11 protein-coding genes and 1 pseudogene are annotated in these 16757 nt (G+C 70.4%); 3 read left to right on the forward strand and 9 right to left on the reverse strand.

The window, feature by feature from the left end; all coding sequences use genetic code 11:
- Nucleotides 1-260: 260 nt before the first annotated feature.
- Both IEY89_RS25980 and proS read right to left on the reverse strand, forming a co-directional pair.
- Nucleotides 261-863, reverse strand: coding sequence for a hypothetical protein (locus IEY89_RS25980; RefSeq protein ID WP_189149916.1), 603 nt, complete (start codon nucleotides 861-863; stop codon nucleotides 261-263).
- Nucleotides 864-1114: 251 nt separating this feature from the next.
- Nucleotides 1115-2528: pseudogene (gene proS / locus IEY89_RS25985) on the reverse strand (proline--tRNA ligase).
- A 202-nt stretch (nucleotides 2529-2730) separates the two neighbouring features.
- Here proS and IEY89_RS25990 point away from each other — a divergent pair.
- Complete coding sequence (locus IEY89_RS25990) at nucleotides 2731-3576, forward strand: SAM-dependent methyltransferase (RefSeq protein ID WP_189149917.1); 846 nt, start codon at nucleotides 2731-2733, stop codon at nucleotides 3574-3576.
- Between the two features lie 235 nt (nucleotides 3577-3811).
- On the opposite strand, the gene ffh is transcribed toward IEY89_RS25990, so the two are convergent.
- From ffh to nsdA, 5 genes are all read right to left on the reverse strand, one after another.
- Nucleotides 3812-5371 (reverse strand): signal recognition particle protein, encoded by a 1560-nt coding sequence (gene ffh / locus IEY89_RS25995; protein ID WP_189149918.1) that lies wholly within the window; start codon nucleotides 5369-5371, stop codon nucleotides 3812-3814.
- 122 nt (nucleotides 5372-5493) lie between these two features.
- Nucleotides 5494-7971, reverse strand: coding sequence for a [protein-PII] uridylyltransferase (locus tag IEY89_RS26000; protein WP_189149919.1), 2478 nt, complete (start codon nucleotides 7969-7971; stop codon nucleotides 5494-5496).
- 28 nt (nucleotides 7972-7999) lie between these two features.
- Entirely contained in the window at nucleotides 8000-8338 is a 339-nt protein-coding gene (locus IEY89_RS26005) for a P-II family nitrogen regulator (RefSeq protein ID WP_006379495.1), read from the reverse strand.
- Nucleotides 8335-9675 carry an ammonium transporter gene (locus tag IEY89_RS26010; RefSeq protein WP_189149920.1) on the reverse strand — a complete coding sequence of 447 codons (1341 nt, stop codon included), beginning with the start codon at nucleotides 9673-9675 and terminating at the stop codon, nucleotides 8335-8337. Before IEY89_RS26010 ends, IEY89_RS26005 begins: the two co-directional genes overlap by 4 nt.
- 309 nt (nucleotides 9676-9984) lie before the next feature.
- Nucleotides 9985-11469, reverse strand: coding sequence for a transcriptional repressor NsdA (gene nsdA, locus IEY89_RS26015; protein ID WP_189149921.1), 1485 nt, complete (start codon nucleotides 11467-11469; stop codon nucleotides 9985-9987).
- A gap of 457 nt (nucleotides 11470-11926) precedes the next feature.
- Between nsdA and IEY89_RS26020 the strand changes: the two genes are divergently transcribed.
- Nucleotides 11927-12589: a bifunctional DNA primase/polymerase gene (locus IEY89_RS26020; protein WP_189149922.1), complete on the forward strand. Its 663-nt coding sequence runs from the start codon at nucleotides 11927-11929 to the stop codon at nucleotides 12587-12589.
- 104 nt (nucleotides 12590-12693) lie between these two features.
- Here IEY89_RS26020 and ftsY read toward each other — a convergent pair whose 3' ends face one another.
- Nucleotides 12694-13893: a signal recognition particle-docking protein FtsY gene (ftsY, locus tag IEY89_RS26025; RefSeq protein ID WP_189149923.1), complete on the reverse strand. Its 1200-nt coding sequence runs from the start codon at nucleotides 13891-13893 to the stop codon at nucleotides 12694-12696.
- A 323-nt stretch (nucleotides 13894-14216) separates the two neighbouring features.
- Here ftsY and IEY89_RS26030 point away from each other — a divergent pair, with 323 nt between their 5' ends.
- Nucleotides 14217-15188 carry an LLM class flavin-dependent oxidoreductase gene (locus IEY89_RS26030; RefSeq protein ID WP_189149924.1) on the forward strand — a complete coding sequence of 324 codons (972 nt, stop codon included), beginning with the start codon at nucleotides 14217-14219 and terminating at the stop codon, nucleotides 15186-15188.
- 120 nt (nucleotides 15189-15308) lie between these two features.
- Here IEY89_RS26030 and IEY89_RS26035 read toward each other — a convergent pair whose 3' ends face one another.
- On the reverse strand, nucleotides 15309-16727 hold the full coding sequence (locus tag IEY89_RS26035) for a sugar porter family MFS transporter (RefSeq protein WP_189149925.1): 1419 nt from the start codon (nucleotides 16725-16727) through the stop codon (nucleotides 15309-15311).
- Nucleotides 16728-16757 lie beyond the last annotated feature (30 nt).

Here is a 16757-nt window from a genome sequence, read left to right on the forward strand (position 1 = left end):
CGTGGGGTTGCGGTACCCGAGTGCCCGATGGACGCGTCAGCCGGAGGCGAGAGGGTTCCTGTGCGGCTGTCGAGTACAGCTGGCCATTCTGCCACACCCTGCGGGCCGCGCCGAACGCGGGCCGCACTTGGTCAGGCCTGTATGGGCACCCGGCGCTCCGGGTGCCCATACAGACGACCGCCCGCGGGCTGTGCGCTCCCCCACGTGTTCATCCGGCACCCACGAGATGCCGGGCTCGATCACGCAGCGGGACCGAAGCCTCAGGCCGCGCCCGCGCCCACGATCTCGGGGATTCGGAACGGCTTGCCGCAGCCGCCGCACACGATCGGGGCCTGCGCCAGCACCGACGGGACGACGCGCACGTTGCGACCGCAGTCGCAGACGGCCTTCACACGCACCCCTCCCCCGGAGGAGCCGTGGCGGGCGGCCGGACCACGGAAGGTGCGGGTCGTGTCGGAGGTGGTGGCGACGGTGTGCGCCTTCAGGGCGCGCTGCAGCCGCTCCATGGTGGGGCGGTAGCGTCGTTTGGCCTCGGGGTTGAGCATGACCAGCGAGAAACCACTGCTGGGGTGCGGTTCCTCGGGGTGGTCCAGGCCCAACTCCTCGGCGATCGCGAGGAATCTGCGGTTGTGGTAGCGGCCGGCCCGGGAGGTGTCGCGGACTCCGCGGGCGGCGGCGATGCCATGGACTGCCTCATGAAGCAGTCGCTCGAAGGAGAGCGCGTGTCCACAGGCGGACGACGACTCTCCGATCAGGGACTCGGGCGCGGCAAGATCGGGCAGCTCGGGGTGGAACCGCTGAATGTCGGCCCACGCCTGCGCCAGTTCTGCGGCGAGTACAGGTGGTGTCTGTGTCGTGCTCACGTAATGACAACGAGCCTGAGTGCCGCTGTGTTCCGATTCCGGGCCATCCCAAATAATTTGCACGTACCCGTCAGTTGCCGCTGATGCGTCCTGACGAGGGCGGGTGCGCTGATCTGCGGAGAAGCCTCACAGCTCATACCAAGCCGGTGCGTAGCCCCACGTACGACCCGGCGCGTAGACGTTGTCCGCGCGCCGGGGCACCTGTGGTCGGCCGGTACGCAAGAGGCCTTTCGGCCGCTCTCGCTCCTGCCTCAGTAGGCGCGGGCCACGATGGCGACGTTACCGGGTGCGTCGTCGGCGTCGGGGACCGCCCCGTCCGCAGAGACCAGACACCGTACGGTCAGTGCGTGCTCACCGAGCCTGACCTCGCCCTTTTCGCCGAGCACCGCCCAGGGGATGCGCGCCCAGCCGCCGGCGGTCGCCGCCTCGACGGCCTCCTCGAACGTCGACACGTCCGAGGTGCGGGACTCCCGGCGTTCGCGCGACTGGGCAAGCAGCAACGCCTGGTCCTCTTCGAGGACAGCGGGCAGCAGTCGTACGAGAGCGTCGAGGGCGATCGGCTCCTTGCCGCCCGGGATGCGGCGGGCGAGCATCGCCGTGCCGTTCTCCAGGTCACGGGGGCCGACCTCGATGCGTACGGGTACGCCCTTGAGCTCCCAGTCGACGGCGCGGCGGCCGAAGGGCACGTCCGTGCGGTCGTCCACGTGCACGCGTACACCCGCCGCCCTCAGCCGGTCGCCGATCACGCGGACCTTGGCCAGAACCGCGTCGTCGCCCTTGATCGCGAGGACCACGGCCTGGATCGCGGCGAGGCGCGGCGGGACCCGCAGGCCGTTGTCGTCGCCGTGTGCCATCACCAGGGCGCCGAATGCGGGTCGTCGAGCCCCAGGACGTCTGCCAGACGAGTTCCTGCCTGCCTTCCTTCGACAGGTAGCGGGTGTTGAACGCCTTGGCGAAGTTCTGGCCGAGCTCATGGCTGGTGGCCATCTGGATGGCCTTGCCGTCGCCCATCATGCCTTCGAGCGTGAGGGTGTTGATCGCGCCCGCGAATCGCTCCTTGACCGTCTTGCGGCCGGGAACGGTGTCCATCGCCAGGACGTTCACCATGAAGTCCTCGTAGACGTCGCGGTGGATGTGCGCGGCGAAGTCGCGGGCGTCCTCGTAGGTGGCGTGCGCGGTGTGGCCCTCCTGCCACAGGAACTCCGTCGTGCGGAGGAAGATCCGGGGGCGCAGTTCCCAGCGCACCACGTTCGCCCACTGGTTGATCAGCAGGGGCAGGTCGCGGTAGCTCTGCACCCACTTCGAGAAGTAGTCGTTGATGACCATCTCGGAGGTGGGGCGGACCACCGCGGGCTCTTCGAGTTCCTTGCCGCCGCCGTGCGTGACCACGGCCAGCTCGGGCGCGAAGCCCTCGACGTGCTCGGCCTCCTTGGCGAAGTACGACTGCGGGATCAGCAGGGGGAAGTAGGCGTTCTGGGCGCCCGTCCCCTTGATCCGCGTGTCCATCTCGGCCTGCATCCGCTCCCACAGCCCGTACCCGTACGGCCGGATGACCATCGTGCCCCGCACCGGACCGTTGTCGGCCAACTCGGCCTTGCCGACCAGGTCCTGGTACCAGCGAGGGAAGTCAATTGCCTGCGGCGTGAGTACAGGTGCCTTTGCCATGGCGCGATGCTACGGGCCCACGTTGCCGGCATGTGAATTCTTTTCGTGAGCACAGCCAGCGCACAACCTCGGCCTCACAACCCCTGGACGGCGGCTCGGGTGCGGAGTTACCTGGCTTACGGGGGAAGTGTGCGAGCGCGCACTGCACGGGGGCCACCACATCGGAAACAAGGGCAACTCTCGGCGGATTGGGGCGCTTTCGATGACACCTACACTCGTGCGGCAGCACCTGCCTCACGCGGGTCCGGCGACCCGCGTGGACCTGTGCGCACGCGCGCGTGACTGGTCGGAGATCCAGGAGCGGATGTTCGTACCGCTCTACGAGTCCGTCTACGAGCGGCTGGAAGTGGGCACCTGCACCCGACTGCTCGGCCTCGGCTGCGGCTCGGGCCTGGCCCTGTTGATGGCTGCCTCAAGAGGCGCCGCCGTCACCGGTGTCGAGCCGTCGTCACCGCAGCGGCTGAGCCTCGCGCGGGAGCGGTTACTGCCCGAATCGGCGCTCACGCGCGCGCGTGCCGACGCCCGGCTCGTGCCGGGACTCCCCGAGGTGGGAACTCACGCGTACACGCTGGTGACCGCGTTCGAGCCGATCGGCTGTCGCGCGGGCGACTCCGAGGAACTCGGCGAGACGCTCGCGTCGGCGTTGCCGTCGGCCGGGCGGGGGTCTCCGGTGGTGCTGGTGGGCTGGGGTCCACCGGAGCGCTGCGCCACGTCGACGGTGCTGCGGGTCGGGGCCCGGCTCGCGGATCCGCTGCGCGTCACGGGCGGTTGGCGCCCCGCGCTCCGCGACGACCTGGAGAAGGTCGCCCAGCGGGCGGGCCTGCGCCCGGACGGCTCCGGGCGGGTGGCCTGCCCGTTCGGGTACGCGAACATGCGCAGCGCCGTACGGGGGCTGCTGTCGACGGGGTTGTTCGACGCGGCGATCGCGGCGGCGGGCCAGGAGCAGGTGGACAAGGAGCTGGCGGAGGCGCTGCATCCGTATCAGCGGCGGGACGGCACGATCTGGATGCCGAACGTCTTCCGGTACCTCATCGCCCGGACCGCGTGAGCCGACCCGTGACAGCCGGTGTGCCGACCGGCGCGTCCAGTTGACCGCACTGGTCGCGGAGCATGGCGCACGCCTCCTTCGGAGCGCTCGTCGACCGTGCGGCGCATCTCACCGTCGGCAGCACCCCGCGCGCGGGGACGCGCGGAACGCGGCAGGGCGCCCCACCGGAGAGGGGCGCCCTGAGCGACGTACGAACGGCTGGAATCAGCCGATCTGCTTCCGGCCGACCGACTTCTCAGCCCATGAACTTCTTGAACTCGTCCGGCAGCTCGAAGTCCTGGCCGCCCTGCTGGCCCGGCAGGCCGAACGCGCCGCCCGGAGCACCCTGGGCGCCGGCGGCCTTGCGGGCGGCGTCCTCCTGCTCCTGCTGCTTGCGCTTCATCGGGTTGCCGGAGCGCTGCTTGCCCTTGGCCTGTTTGGGCTGCTTCTTGGAGCGGCCGGGGCCGCCACCCATGCCCGGCATCCCGGGCATTCCCGGCATACCGCCACCCTGGGCCATGCGGGACATCATCTTGCGGGCCTCGAAGAACCGCTCGACCAGACCCTTGACCGCGCTGACCTCGACACCGGAGCCCTTGGCGATACGGGCGCGGCGCGAGCCGTTGATGATCGTGGGTTCCTGGCGCTCGGCCGGGGTCATCGACTTGATGATGGCCGCCGTGCGGTCCACATCGCGCTCGTCGAGGTTGTTGATCTGGTCCTTGATCTGACCCATGCCGGGCAGCATCCCGAGCAGCTTGCTGATGCTGCCCATCTTCCTGACCTGCTCCATCTGGGCCAGGAAGTCGTCCAGGGTGAAGTCCTGGCCCTTCTTGGACGCCAGCTTGGAAGCCATTGCCTCGGCTTCTTCCTGGCTGAACGTCTTCTCCGCCTGCTCGATCAGAGTGAGCAGGTCACCCATGTCGAGGATGCGGGAGGCCATCCGGTCAGGGTGGAACGCGTCGAAGTCGTCGAGCTTCTCGCCGTTCGACGCGAACATGATCGGCTTGCCGGTCACCGACGCGATGGAGAGCGCGGCACCACCACGGGCGTCGCCGTCGAGCTTCGACAGGACGACACCGTCGAAGCCGACGCCGTCCCGGAAGGCCTCGGCCGTGTTGACCGCGTCCTGGCCGATCATCGCGTCGACGACGAAGAGGATCTCGTCGGGCGAGACCGCGTCCCGGATGTCCGCGGCCTGCCGCATCAGCTCGGCGTCGATACCGAGGCGGCCTGCGGTGTCCACGATCACGATGTCGTGGACCTTGGTCTTCGCGAACTCCATGGAGTCCTTGGCGACCTTGACCGGGTCACCGACCCCGTTGCCCGGCTCGGGCGCGTAGACCGCGACCCCGGCGCGCTCGGCGACGACGCTGAGCTGGTTGACGGCGTTGGGGCGCTGGAGGTCGGCGGCGACGAGGAGGGGCGAGTGGCCCTGGTCCTTGAGCCACTTGCCCAGCTTGCCCGCGAGGGTGGTCTTACCGGCACCCTGGAGACCGGCCAGCATGATCACGGTCGGCGGCTGCTTGGCGAAGCGCAGCCGCCGGGTCTCGCCGCCCAGGATCGTGACGAGTTCGTCGTTGACGATCTTCAGGACCTGCTGGGCGGGGTTCAGCGCCTTGGAGACGTCCGACCCGAGGGCACGCTCCTTGACGTTCTTGATGAACGTCCGGACGACCGGCAGGGCCACGTCGGCTTCGAGGAGCGCGATGCGGATCTCGCGGGCCGTGGCGTCGATATCGGCTTCGGACAGCCGCCCCTTGCCGCGCAGGTTCTTGAAAGTCGCTGAGAGGCGATCGGAGAGAGTATCGAACACGGCGCTCGTCGGTCCTCAGGGGTCGGGGGCAGTGGGTTGCCCTCCAGGGTATCCGGCCTCGCAAGCAATTCGCCCCCGCCTGCGTATTCAGCAGGCGGGGACGGAAATCCCGGCACCGGCGGTCACCCCCGCAACATCTCCTCCAGCTTCCGCGCGACCGCGGACGCCTCGTCCCCCGGCAGCGGCGCGCCCTTGTGGTTGGTCACGTAGAACGCGTCCACCGCGTTGGAACCCAGCGTGCTGACGTGCATGCTCCGCACCCGCACCCCCGCGTCCTCCAGGGCCCGCCCGAGCCGGTGCAGCAGCCCCGGGGCGTCCTGCGCGCGCACCTCGATCACCGTGGCCAGCCGGGACGCGGCCGGATGTACGGTCACCCGGGCCGCCGGTGCCACGACGCCCCGGCGCCGCGGGTACGCCGCGTCGCGCTCGGCCAGGCGGCCCGCGATGTCCAGGGAGCCGTCGAGCGCCCGTACCAGGTCGGCTCGCAGGCGGGCCGCCTGCGGCAGGGAGCCGTACTCGGCGGCGACGCGCCAGTCGAGAAGCAGGACCGCGCCCTCGACGCCGTCGGGGAGGTCCAGTGAACGCAGTTCCGCCGTGCGCACGGTCAGGCGGTGCATGGCGAGGACGCCGGCCACCGCGGGCAGGACGCCGGGCTGGTCCGGTACGGCGATCAGGAGTTCCACGCCGAGGGGTTCGGGTTCGGCCGTCGGCGACGCCGGAGGCTCCTCGGTGGCCGCTTCCGCCGGGACCTCCGTCTGGGCGCGCAGCGACAGCACCGGGCCGCCCGTGCGGAACGCCTCGATCGCGAGCCGTTCCTGTTCGGCGGTGGGCGCCGCGGCCTCCGGCTCCCCGGGGGCGTCCCCGGAGAGCATGGCGGCGACCCGTTTCACCAGGTCGGCGACGAGGGAACCGCGCCAGGACGACCAGGCGGCCGGGCCCGTCGCCAGCGCGTCGGACTCGGTGAGCGCGTGGAGGAGTTCCAGCGTGCTCTGGGTGCCGACCGCGTCGGCGACCGAGCGCACGGTGGCCGGATCCTCCAGGTCACGCCGGGTGGCGGTGTCGACGAGCAGCAGATGGTGCCGTACGAGAGTGGCCAGGACCGCCACGTCCGCTCGGTCGAAGCCGATGCGGGCGGCCACGTCCTTGGCGATGATCTCGCCCGCGACGGAGTGGTCGCCCGGCCAGCCCTTGCCGATGTCGTGGAGCAGCGCGGAGACGAGGAGGAGGTCGGGGCGGCTGACCCGGCGGGTGAACTCGGAGGCCCGGACTGCCGTTTCGATCAAGTGGCGGTCGACCGTCCAGATGTGGACGGCGTTGCGCTGCGGGCGGCAGCGGACCCGCTCCCAGTCGGGGAGGAAGTGGGTGATCAGGCCCTCGGCCTCCAGCGCCTCCCAGACCTCGATGGTCGGACTGCCCGAGCCGAGGAGGGTCACCAGCTGTTCGCGGGCCTCCGCCGGCCACGGGGTCGGCAGCGGTCGTGCCGCCGCCGCCATGCGGCGGACCGCGTGCAGGGACAGCGGCAGGCCCGCCTGGGCGGCTGCCGCCGCGGCGCGCAGCGGGAGTACGGGATCGCGGTCGGGGCGCGCGGCGCGGGCGAGGACCACCTCGCCGTCCTGCTCCACGACGCCCTCCGCCAAGGGGGAACGTTCCGGCGCCGGTTTACCGCCGCCCAGCATGGCGCGCAGGCGCGGGCGTACCGCGCGCGACTTCAGCACGCGCCCCACCTCGCGCCAGGTCACGTCACTCGCGTACGAGACGACGCGTGCCGCCTCGTAGACCTGCCGCAGGAGGGTGTCGGCGTCGAGGAGTCCGAGTTCGGCGGCTACCTGGTCCTGTTCCTGGAGGGCGAGGCGGTCGGTGGCGCGGCCGGTGGCGAGGTGGAGGGCGTCGCGGACGTCCAGCAGGCGGCGGCGCGCGTCCGCGAGGCCCTCGCGGGGGGCGTCGGCCAGCCAGGAGGCCGCGACCGCGCGCAGGGCGGTGGCGTCGCGCAGGCCGCCGCGGGCCTCCTTGAGGTCGGGTTCGAGGAGGTACTGCAGCTCGCCCTGGCGTTCGGCCCGTTCGGCGCAGAGTTCCTGGAGTTCGGGAAGGCGTTTGGGAGCCTGGTTGCGCCAGTCGGCGAGGACCGCGGTACGCAGGCCTGCCGTGAGACCGAGGTCACCGGCCAGATGGCGGGCGTCCAGCAGGCCCAGTTGCACCTTGAGGTCCTCGCCCGACACCTTCCTGGCCTCGGACTGTGTCCGGACGGAGTGGTCGAGGGCGAGGCCCAGGTCCCACACCGGGTACCAGAGGCGGTCCGCGAGCGCCGCCACGGCGGCGGAGTCGCTGCCGTCGTGCAGGAGGAGCAGGTCCAGGTCGCTGCGCGGGGAGAGTTCGCCTCTGCCGTAGCCGCCGACGGCGACCAGGGAGACTCCGCGCAGTCCTTGCGGTCCTTCGGTCGCCGCCGCGAACAGGCCGGTCAGCCACTCGTCGGTCAGTTCGGCCAGGGCCGCACGGCGCGGCGGCCCGGACCGCGCCCCCTCAGTGAGGAGGCGCAGCCGGGCCGCCGCATAGCCGCTGGGTCCCGAGTCCTCTGCATCCTTGCGCACGTTCGTACTCGTCACCCAGCGACTCCTGTTCTTCTCTGCTGCCTCAGAGCGCGTCCGGGCCGCGCTCGCCGGTCCGGACCCGGACGGCCGTCTCGACCGGAAGGGACCAGACCTTGCCGTCACCGATCTTGCCGGTCCGGGCCGCCTTGACGATGACGTCGATCAGTCCCTCGGCGTCGTCGTCCTCGGCGAGGACCTCGATACGGATCTTGGGAACCAGGTCGACCGTGTACTCGGCGCCTCGGTAGACCTCGGTGTGGCCCCGCTGACGACCGTAGCCGCTCGCCTCGGTGACCGTCAGGCCGTGGACCCCGAAGGCCTGGAGGGCCTCCTTGATCTCGTCGAGCCGGTGGGGCTTCACAACGGCGGTGATGAGCTTCATGCGTCCACCTTCTTGCTCGCGCCGCCGACAGCGGCCGGGACGGACGTACGGGCCGCGCCGCCGCCGGCGCCGCTGAAGTCGTATGCGGTCTCGGCGTGCTCGGCCTGGTCGATGCCGGCGATCTCGACGTCCTCGGGGACGCGCATGCCGATCGTCTTGTCGAGGAGGAAGGCGAGGATCGCGGAGACGACCAGGGAGTAGCCGAGGACGGCGAAGACGCCCGCGCACTGCTTCCAGAACTGGTCGAGGCCGCCGCCGTAGAAGAGGCCCTGGACCTCGGACTGGCCCTTGCCGCTGGCGAAGAAGCCGATGAGCAGGGAGCCGACGACACCGCCGACGAGGTGCACACCGACGACGTCGAGCGAGTCGTCGTAACCGAGCTTGTACTTGAGGCCGACAGCCATGGCGCACAGCAGACCGGCGATGGCGCCGACCGCGATCGCGCCGACCGGGGTGACCGCACCGCCCGAGGGGGTGATGGCGACCAGACCCGCGACCGCGCCGGAGGCGGCGCCCAGCGTGGTGAACGCGCCGTGGCGGATCTTCTCGTAGATGAGCCAGGCGAGCATGGCGGCGGCGGTGGCGACCTGCGTGTTGACGAACATCAGCGAGCCGACGCCGTCGTCGTTGCCCAGCCACGAACCGGCGTTGAAGCCGAACCAGCCGAACCACAGGAGACCGGCGCCGAGCATGACCAGCGGGAGGCTGTGCGGGCGCATCGGGTCCTTCTTGAAGCCGACGCGCTTGCCGATGACCAGGATCACGCCGAGCGCCGCGGCACCCGCGTTGATGTGGACCGCCGTACCACCGGCGAAGTCGATGACGCCGAGCTCGAAGGCCCAGCCGCCCGCGCCCCAGACCCAGTGGGCGACCGGGAAGTACACGATCGTGGCCCACAGGGCGACGAACAGCGCCCATGCCGAGAACTTGACGCGGTCCGCGAGGGCACCGCTGATCAGGGCGGGCGTGATGATCGCGAACATCAGCTGGAAGACCAGGAAGGCCAGGATCGGGATGGTGTAGCCGTCCCAGAGATCGGCGGTGCCGATGTCGCTGAGACCGACCCAACCCGAGGTCCAGCCGATGAGGCCGCCCTTGTCGGTGCCGAAGGCGAGCGAGAAGCCGTACACCACCCACAGGATGGTGACGATGCCGATGCTGATAAAGCTCATCATCAACATGTTCAGGGTGCTCTTGACCCGGACCATGCCTCCGTAGAAGAAGGCGAGACCGGGGGTCATGAGCAACACCAGTGCCGAACAGATCAGCATGAACCCGGTGTTCGCGGCAGAGAGCTTGGGAGCCTCTGCGGCTAGCGTGATGGCGGCTGATGCCATCGGCGTCTCCTCGTCATTGGTACGGCCCCGTGCGGGCGAAGCCTGAGCGGATTGAGGGGTGGGCCGGTTATGCGCCAGACATTGACGCAGCGCCGTTTCGGTCGACGCCCCTCGATGTTTCGCCGCAGTGACGAAGGTGCCTCGTGTGTTACGGATCGATGAACTGCCGGATGTTGGACGCGCCGATCGTTATCGTGGCGCAACCTTCGCCCGTGACGGTGGGCCGACCGCGGCCGGCCTTCCGATGACCTGGCGGGGGAGCCGAGTCGGGCTGTCGGGAAGGCCTGCCGCGGCCGGGGTTCCGGGGGTTCAGACCGCTTCGGCGGTCTCGGGCAGATCGATCGCGAGCTGGGCGGTCAGGTCCACGACCTCGGCGAGATCCCCGAAGTCGCGTACAGCCGTGTCGACGGTTTTTCGGATACGAGTGGTGACGCGCTCCGAGCGCACCTTCTTGGCGATTTCCATGGCTTCCATGGCCAGCACCGTGGCCCGCTCGGGCTCCCGCTGAAGGAGGTGGACCGTGGCCATGCCGATCAGATTCAGTGCGTACGACCGCTGGTGATCGGTGTCCTTCGCGAACAGGTCGACCGCGTTCCGCATCAGCGGCTCGGCCAGCGAGGCGTAGGTGGGGCTGCGGCCGGCGACATAGGCGAGGTCACGGAACGAGTGGGAGTTCTCGCCGTACAGCTCGGCCCGGGAGAAGAAGCGGATCCAGTCGGGATCCGGCTCGTCCCAATCGTGTACGTCCGCGAACGTGTCCTCGGCCATCCGCACGGCCCGCTTGCACTTTCCGGGTTGCCCCATATTGGCGTATGCGCGCGCCTCCATCGCATACAGCATGGCCTGGGTGCGGGGGCTCGCGCAGTCGCGGCTGCCGTACTGCGCGAGATGGATCAGTTCGAGGGCGTCGTCCGGGCGCCCCAGGTGGATCATCTGACGGCTCATGGACGACAGGACGTACGAGCCCAGGGGCTTGTCACCGGCCTCCTTGGCCGCGTGCAGGGCCAGGACGAAGTACTTCTGGGCGGTCGGCTGGAGCCCCACGTCGTACGACATCCACCCGGCGAGTTCGGCCAGCTCTGCGGCGACCTTGAACAGCTTGCGGGTGGTGGATTCCGGCTGGGGCTCCTGGAGGAGGTCCGTCACCTCGTGCAGCTGTCCGACCACCGCCTTTCGGCGCAGGCCGCCGCCGCACTGCGCGTCCCACTGCCGGAACATCGCGGTGGTGGACTCCAGCAGCTCCAGTTCGGGCTTGGAGAGGCGGCCGGCCCGGCGCGCGGCGGACGGGTGCTCGGGCTCCTCGGGCGGGGCCGGAGGCACCGGGACGAGCCAGCGCTGCATGGGCTCGATGAGGCTGGGGCCGGCGGAGAGGGAGAGCGCGGTCCCGAGGAAGCCGCGCCGGGCCAGCATCAGGTCGCTGCGGGAGAACTCGCTGAGCAGGGCCACCGTCTGCGGGGCGGTCCAGGGCAGGTCGACGCCGGACGCGGACGGCGACTGGCGGGCTGCTCGCAGCCCCAGGTCCTCGACGGAGACGACACAGCCGAACCGCTCGGAGAACAGCTCGGACAGGATGCGCGGGATCGGCTCGCGCGGGTTCTCCCCGTCGAGCCAGCGCCGGACCCGCGAGGTGTCCGTCGAGATGTGGTTGGCACCCAACTGACGTGCCCGGCGGTTCACTTGGCGTGCCAGCTCGCCCTTGGACCAGCCGCTGCGCACGAACCACGAGCCGAGCAGCTCATTCGGGCGCTTGTCAGCGCCAGCCGAAGTCGTCGCGCTTCCGCCGTTGCCGCCCACTGGAACGCCCCCATCCCTGAGACCACTTGTCGCCGAGTGCGCCAAGCCCTATCAGAATGCCGGTAAATAGGCTCCGTGTCCGACAGTTCTCACCCTTCGAACGGGAAGCCGACTTGCCTCCGGCATACCCACAAGAGCATGTGCCCCCAGGCCTCGTGCACTCAAAGTAATCCTGCGATCACGGTCCCGGCCATGGCGATCCGGGAAACGCCACCATTCGCCACCCCTTCGAATGAACTCACGGGCGCCTACACAGGATTCACTTGACAGTGGACGGTCGGGAGTGGGCGGAGCGGTGCACGCGAGGGCGCACGCCGTCGAGCGCACCACCCGAGACACTTCTGGGCGCCGACCGGATCGGGTGAGTGCGGACAGAGGTGACGGGCAGTCGGAAACGCAGGGTTACATTCTGATAGCAGCTCGTAACCACCGGTGCGTCGGACCCGTTGGAGGGGGCATGGGCTTCACGATCGGCAGCAGCCGGGGTATCCGCGAGATCCGGCCCGGCACGCGCCGCCGCGGCCGGTCGTCCGAGTGCACCGCCGTGGCCGAGTACACCGGCCTCTGGGGCTGGGACGTGGTCGCCGGTGCCCGCGCGGCGGGCGGCGCCTGCTCCTGCGGCCTGACCGACTGTCCCGCGCCGGGCGCACACCCCCTGGGCTTCGCGCCCCGGGTCGCGGCCGGCGCCACGCTCGACGAAGTCACCGACACCTGGGGCCAGTTCCCCGGCGCCGCGGTCATGCTCCCCGTGGGCCGCTCCTTCGACGTGATCGAGGTCGCCGAACCGGCCGGCCGCCACGCCCTGGTCCGCCTGGAACGCATGGGCCTCCCCCTCGGCCCGGTCACCGTCACCCCCGAGGGCCGCGCCCAGTTCTTCGTCGCCCCCGGCGCCGCCGCCGAACTCCCCGAACTCCTCTACCGCATGGGCTGGGACGACGCGACACTCGACCTGCACGGTCTGGGCACCGGTACGTATCTCACGGCGCCCCCCTCCGACCGGGGCGGCCTCGGCCCGGTCACCTGGCTCCGCCCACCCGCCCTGGACACGGCGACGAACCCGCCGGCCGCCAGACTGCTGCTGGGGACGCTTGCCTACGTGGCGCACCGGTCGCGGGCGTAGCGCCCAGTTTCACGGCGCGGCGCCGCACAGCAGGGCGCCCGTCCCCAACTGCACCTTGGGGACGGGCGTCTCTTCGTGGGCCTACGGCTTTCCGGAGGTGGTGATCACTCTCCGATAAGAGCGTCAACGAACGCCTCCGGCTCGAACGGAGCCAGATCGTCGGCCCCCTCGCCGAGCCCGATCAGCTTCACCGGCACACCCAGCTCGCGCTGTACGGCGATGACGATGCCGCCCTTGGCGGTGCCGTCGAGCTTGGTGAGCACGATGCCGGTGATCTCGACGACCTCGGCGAAGACGCGGGCCTGGACGAGCCCGTTCTGCCCGGTCGTGGCGTCCAGCACGAGCAGCACCTCGTCCAACGGGGCGTGCTTCTCGACGACGCGCTTGACCTTGCCGAGCTCGTCCATGAGCCCGGTCTTGGTGTGCAGCCGCCCGGCGGTGTCGATCAGAACGACGTCGGCACCGGCCTCGATGCCCTCCTTGACGGCGTCGAAGGCGATCGAGGCGGGGTCACCACCCTCGGGACCCCGCACGGTACGGGCCCCGACGCGGTCGCCCCAGGTCTGGAGCTGGTCGGCGGCGGCGGCCCGGAAGGTGTCGGCGGCACCGAGAACGACGTTCTTGCCGTCGGCGACGAGCACGCGCGCGAGCTTGCCGGTGGTGGTGGTCTTGCCGGTGCCGTTGACACCGACGACCATCACGATGCCCGGGGTGTCGAGGTTCGAGTCGGTCTTCACGGTCCGGTCGAACCCGGGTTCGAGGATCTGGAGGAGTTCCTCGCGCAGCAGCGCGCGCAGGTCGGCGGGCGTACGGGTGCCGAGCACCTTCACGCGCTCGCGCAGCCGCTCGACGAGTTCCTGGGTGGGCTGGACTCCGACGTCGGCGGTGAGGAGGGTGTCCTCGATCTCCTCCCAGGTGTCGTCGTCGAGATGCTCGCGCGCGAGGAGCGTGAGCAGCCCCTTGCCGAGCGCGTTCTGCGACCGGGAGAGCCGGGCACGCAGCCGGACCAGCCGCCCGGCGGTGGGCTCCGGCACCTCGATCACGGGGACGGGAGGTTCCTCGACGGCGACGGACGAGGCGTCCGCACCCCCCGGGAGATCCACCTCCTCTATCGTGCGGCGCGGTTCGTCGCGCGGCGTCTCGGCCTCGTCGCCGACGTGCGGCTCGGCCGGAGGGGCGGTGAGGTCGGGTGTCGTGGGGGGCGCCGGGGGCAGCGGCTTCTTCCTGCGGCTGCCGACGACGAGCCCGCCGAGCACACCGAGCAAGACCACGGCGATGACTACAGCAAGGATGATGGTTTCCATAACACCGCCAGTATGGCGTGACCTCCCGCGCGAGCGTTCGTTTCCACGCGGACAGCAGGGCCCCACGGGCCGGGCCGGCCGGCCCGCTGTTCGACTGCGGTCGGCCCGGAAGCCCCTCGGGGCGGAGTCGCGGCCCGACCGGCGCGCGTCGGCGCCGGCTACGTGAAGCCGCGTCCCCGGGGTGTGTCACGACCCGTCCGGTGGGCCCGTGGCCCACCCTCCCCTCCGACAGCGGTGAGCACCTCGCACGCTCACACCCTGGCCACCTGACGGATCGTCAGTTACCGTCCCCCTTCACACCGCTGACGAAGGGGATCGGTCCCATGCCCGTCACCGTCGTACGTTTCAACCTGGTCGCCCCCGACGCCACCCCCGCCGATCTCCGCGCCCGCTACCAGGCCGCGATCGAGATGGCCGCGTACGCCGACGCCCACGGAATCACCACCGTCCAGACCGAGGAGCACCACGGCGTCGCCAACAACTGGCTGCCCTCGCCGTTCGCCTTCGCGGGGGCCGTGTTCGGGGCGACGCGCCGGATCGCGGTGACCGTGTCGGCGGTGATCGGCCCGTTGCACGACCCCTTGAGGCTCGCCGAGGACATCGCCGTACTCGATCTGCTGAGCGGCGGGCGGCTGGTCACGGTCGCCGGGATCGGATACCGGCCCGAGGAGTACGCGCACTTCGGCGCCGACTGGAAGCGGCGCGGCAAGCTCCAGGACGAGCTGCTGGAGACGCTCCTGAAGGCCTGGACCGGGGAGGAGTTCACCTACCGGGGCCGTACGGTCCGGGTCACTCCGCGCCCGTGCACCGAGCCGCACCCGCTTCTCCTGGTGGGCGGCTCGTCGAAGGCGGCGGCCAGGCGGGCGGCCCGTCTGGGGCTCCCTCTCTTCCCCAGCGCACACCTGCCCGAGCTGGAGGCCTACTACAAGGAACGGCTCGTCGAGTACGGCACGGAGGGCTGGACGATGATGCCGGCCGCCGAGACCCCGCTGCTGCACATCACAAAGGACCCGGACCGGGCGTGGGCCGAGCACGGCCACCACTTCCTGCACGAGGCCCGGACGTACGCCTCCTGGCAGTCCGGCGACATACGGTCCGCCGTGAAGTCGGCGGCCACGACGGTCGAGGAGCTGCGCGCCGAGGGTGTCTACCGGATGCTGACGCCCGAGGAGTGCGTGGCGCAGGGGCTGGACAACTACGTGCTGCATCCGCTGTCGGGCGGGATGCCGGTGGAGGAGGGGTGGAGGAGTCTGCGGCTGTTCGGCGAGCGGGTGGTGCCGGAACTGGCGGGCTGACGCACCTGCTGGAAGCCGCTCCCGGCTCGGGCAGTGGCCGAGCCGGGAGCGGCCGTGGATACGGGGAGAAGGGCAGCGGGGACTTGGCCCTTCTCCCCGGGTCGTGGGGAGGTTCCGGCCCTAGCCCATCTCCTCCAGCGTCTTGCCGTTCGTCTCCTTGACGAACCTGAGGACGAACGGGATCGAGAGCGCGGCGAAGATCGTGTAGATCACGTAGGTCGCGGAGAGGTTCCAGTCGGCCAGCGACGGGAAGCTCGCGGTGATGGCCCAGTTGGCGATCCACTGGGCGGCGGCGGCCACGCCCAGTGCGGCGGCCCGGAGCCTGTTCGGGAACATCTCGCCGAGGAAGACCCAGACGACGACACCCCAGGAGAGGGCGAAGAAGAGCACGAACACATGGGCGGCGACCAGGGCGACCCAGCCCTGTGTGGCGGGCAGCTTGCCGTCGACGAGGTCGTAGGAGAAGGCCCAGGCCTCCAGGGCGAGCCCGATGACCATGCCGACGGAACCGATGAGCGCGAGCGGCCGGCGGCCGATGCGGTCGACGAAGATCATGGCGATCACGGTGCCGACGATGTTGATGATCGACGTCGTGAAGGAGTAGAGGAACGACTCCGTCGGGTCGACGCCGACCGACTGCCAGAGCGTCGCGGAGTAGTAGAACGCGACGTTGATGCCGACGAACTGCTGGAAGACCGAGAGCCCGATACCGATCCAGACGATCGGCTTGAAGAAGAAGGTGCCGCCGAGCAGGTCCTTGAAGACCGACTTGTGCTCGCTCTTCATGGCGTGCTCGATCTCGGCGACCCGGGCGTCCAGGTCGACGCTGTCGCCCTCGACCTCGCGCAGCACCTCACGGGCGCGCTCGCCCCGGCCGACGGAGATCAGGAAGCGCGGCGACTCGGGGATCGCGAAGGACAGCAGCCCGTACAGCACCGCCGGTACGACCATCACCCCGAGCATGACCTGCCAGGCCTCGACACCCAGCAGCTCGCCACGCTGGTCACCGCCCGCCGCGTTCAGGATGCCCCAGTTGACCAGCTGCGAGATGGCGATGCCGATGACGATCGCGGCCTGCTGGAAGGAGCCGAGCCGCCCCCGGTACGCGGCCGGGGCGACCTCGGCGATGTAGGCGGGGCCGATGACGGAGGCCATGCCGATGGCGAAGCCGCCGACGATCCGCCAGAAGGCGAGGTCGTACAGCGCGAAGGGCAGCGCGGAGCCGACGGCGCTGATCGTGAAGAGCACCGCGGAGATCTGCATACAGCGGATACGGCCGATGCGGTCGGCCATGCGCCCCGCGGTGGCCGCGCCTATGGCGCAGCCGATCAGCGCGATGGCGATGACCTGCGCCAGGGCCGCTGAGCCGACGTCGTAGCGGCTCCGGATGGCCTCGACGGCGCCGTTGATCACGGCACTGTCGTAACCGAACAGAAAGCCACCCATCGCGGCCGCCGCCGCGATGAAGATGACATGTCCGAGATGCTCGGGACGAGCCGTTCCGGCTCGTGACTTGAGTGTCTGCTCAGCGCTGGTCACGTTCAACTCCTCGGGCCACCGGCAACGCCG

Source organism: Streptomyces lacrimifluminis, from assembly GCF_014646095.1.
Lineage (GTDB): Bacteria > Actinomycetota > Actinomycetes > Streptomycetales > Streptomycetaceae > Streptomyces > Streptomyces lacrimifluminis.

Coding starts and splice junctions, on each gene's coding strand:
- IEY89_RS25990 (WP_189149917.1), top strand. CDS start 2,731: ATGACACCTACACTCGTGCGGCAGCACCTGCCTCACGCGGGTCCGGCG.
- IEY89_RS26005 (WP_006379495.1), bottom strand. CDS start 8,338: ATGAAGCTCATCACCGCCGTTGTGAAGCCCCACCGGCTCGACGAGATC.
- IEY89_RS26010 (WP_189149920.1), bottom strand. CDS start 9,675: ATGGCATCAGCCGCCATCACGCTAGCCGCAGAGGCTCCCAAGCTCTCT.
- IEY89_RS26020 (WP_189149922.1), top strand. CDS start 11,927: ATGGGCTTCACGATCGGCAGCAGCCGGGGTATCCGCGAGATCCGGCCC.
- ftsY (WP_189149923.1), bottom strand. CDS start 13,893: ATGGAAACCATCATCCTTGCTGTAGTCATCGCCGTGGTCTTGCTCGGT.
- IEY89_RS26030 (WP_189149924.1), top strand. CDS start 14,217: ATGCCCGTCACCGTCGTACGTTTCAACCTGGTCGCCCCCGACGCCACC.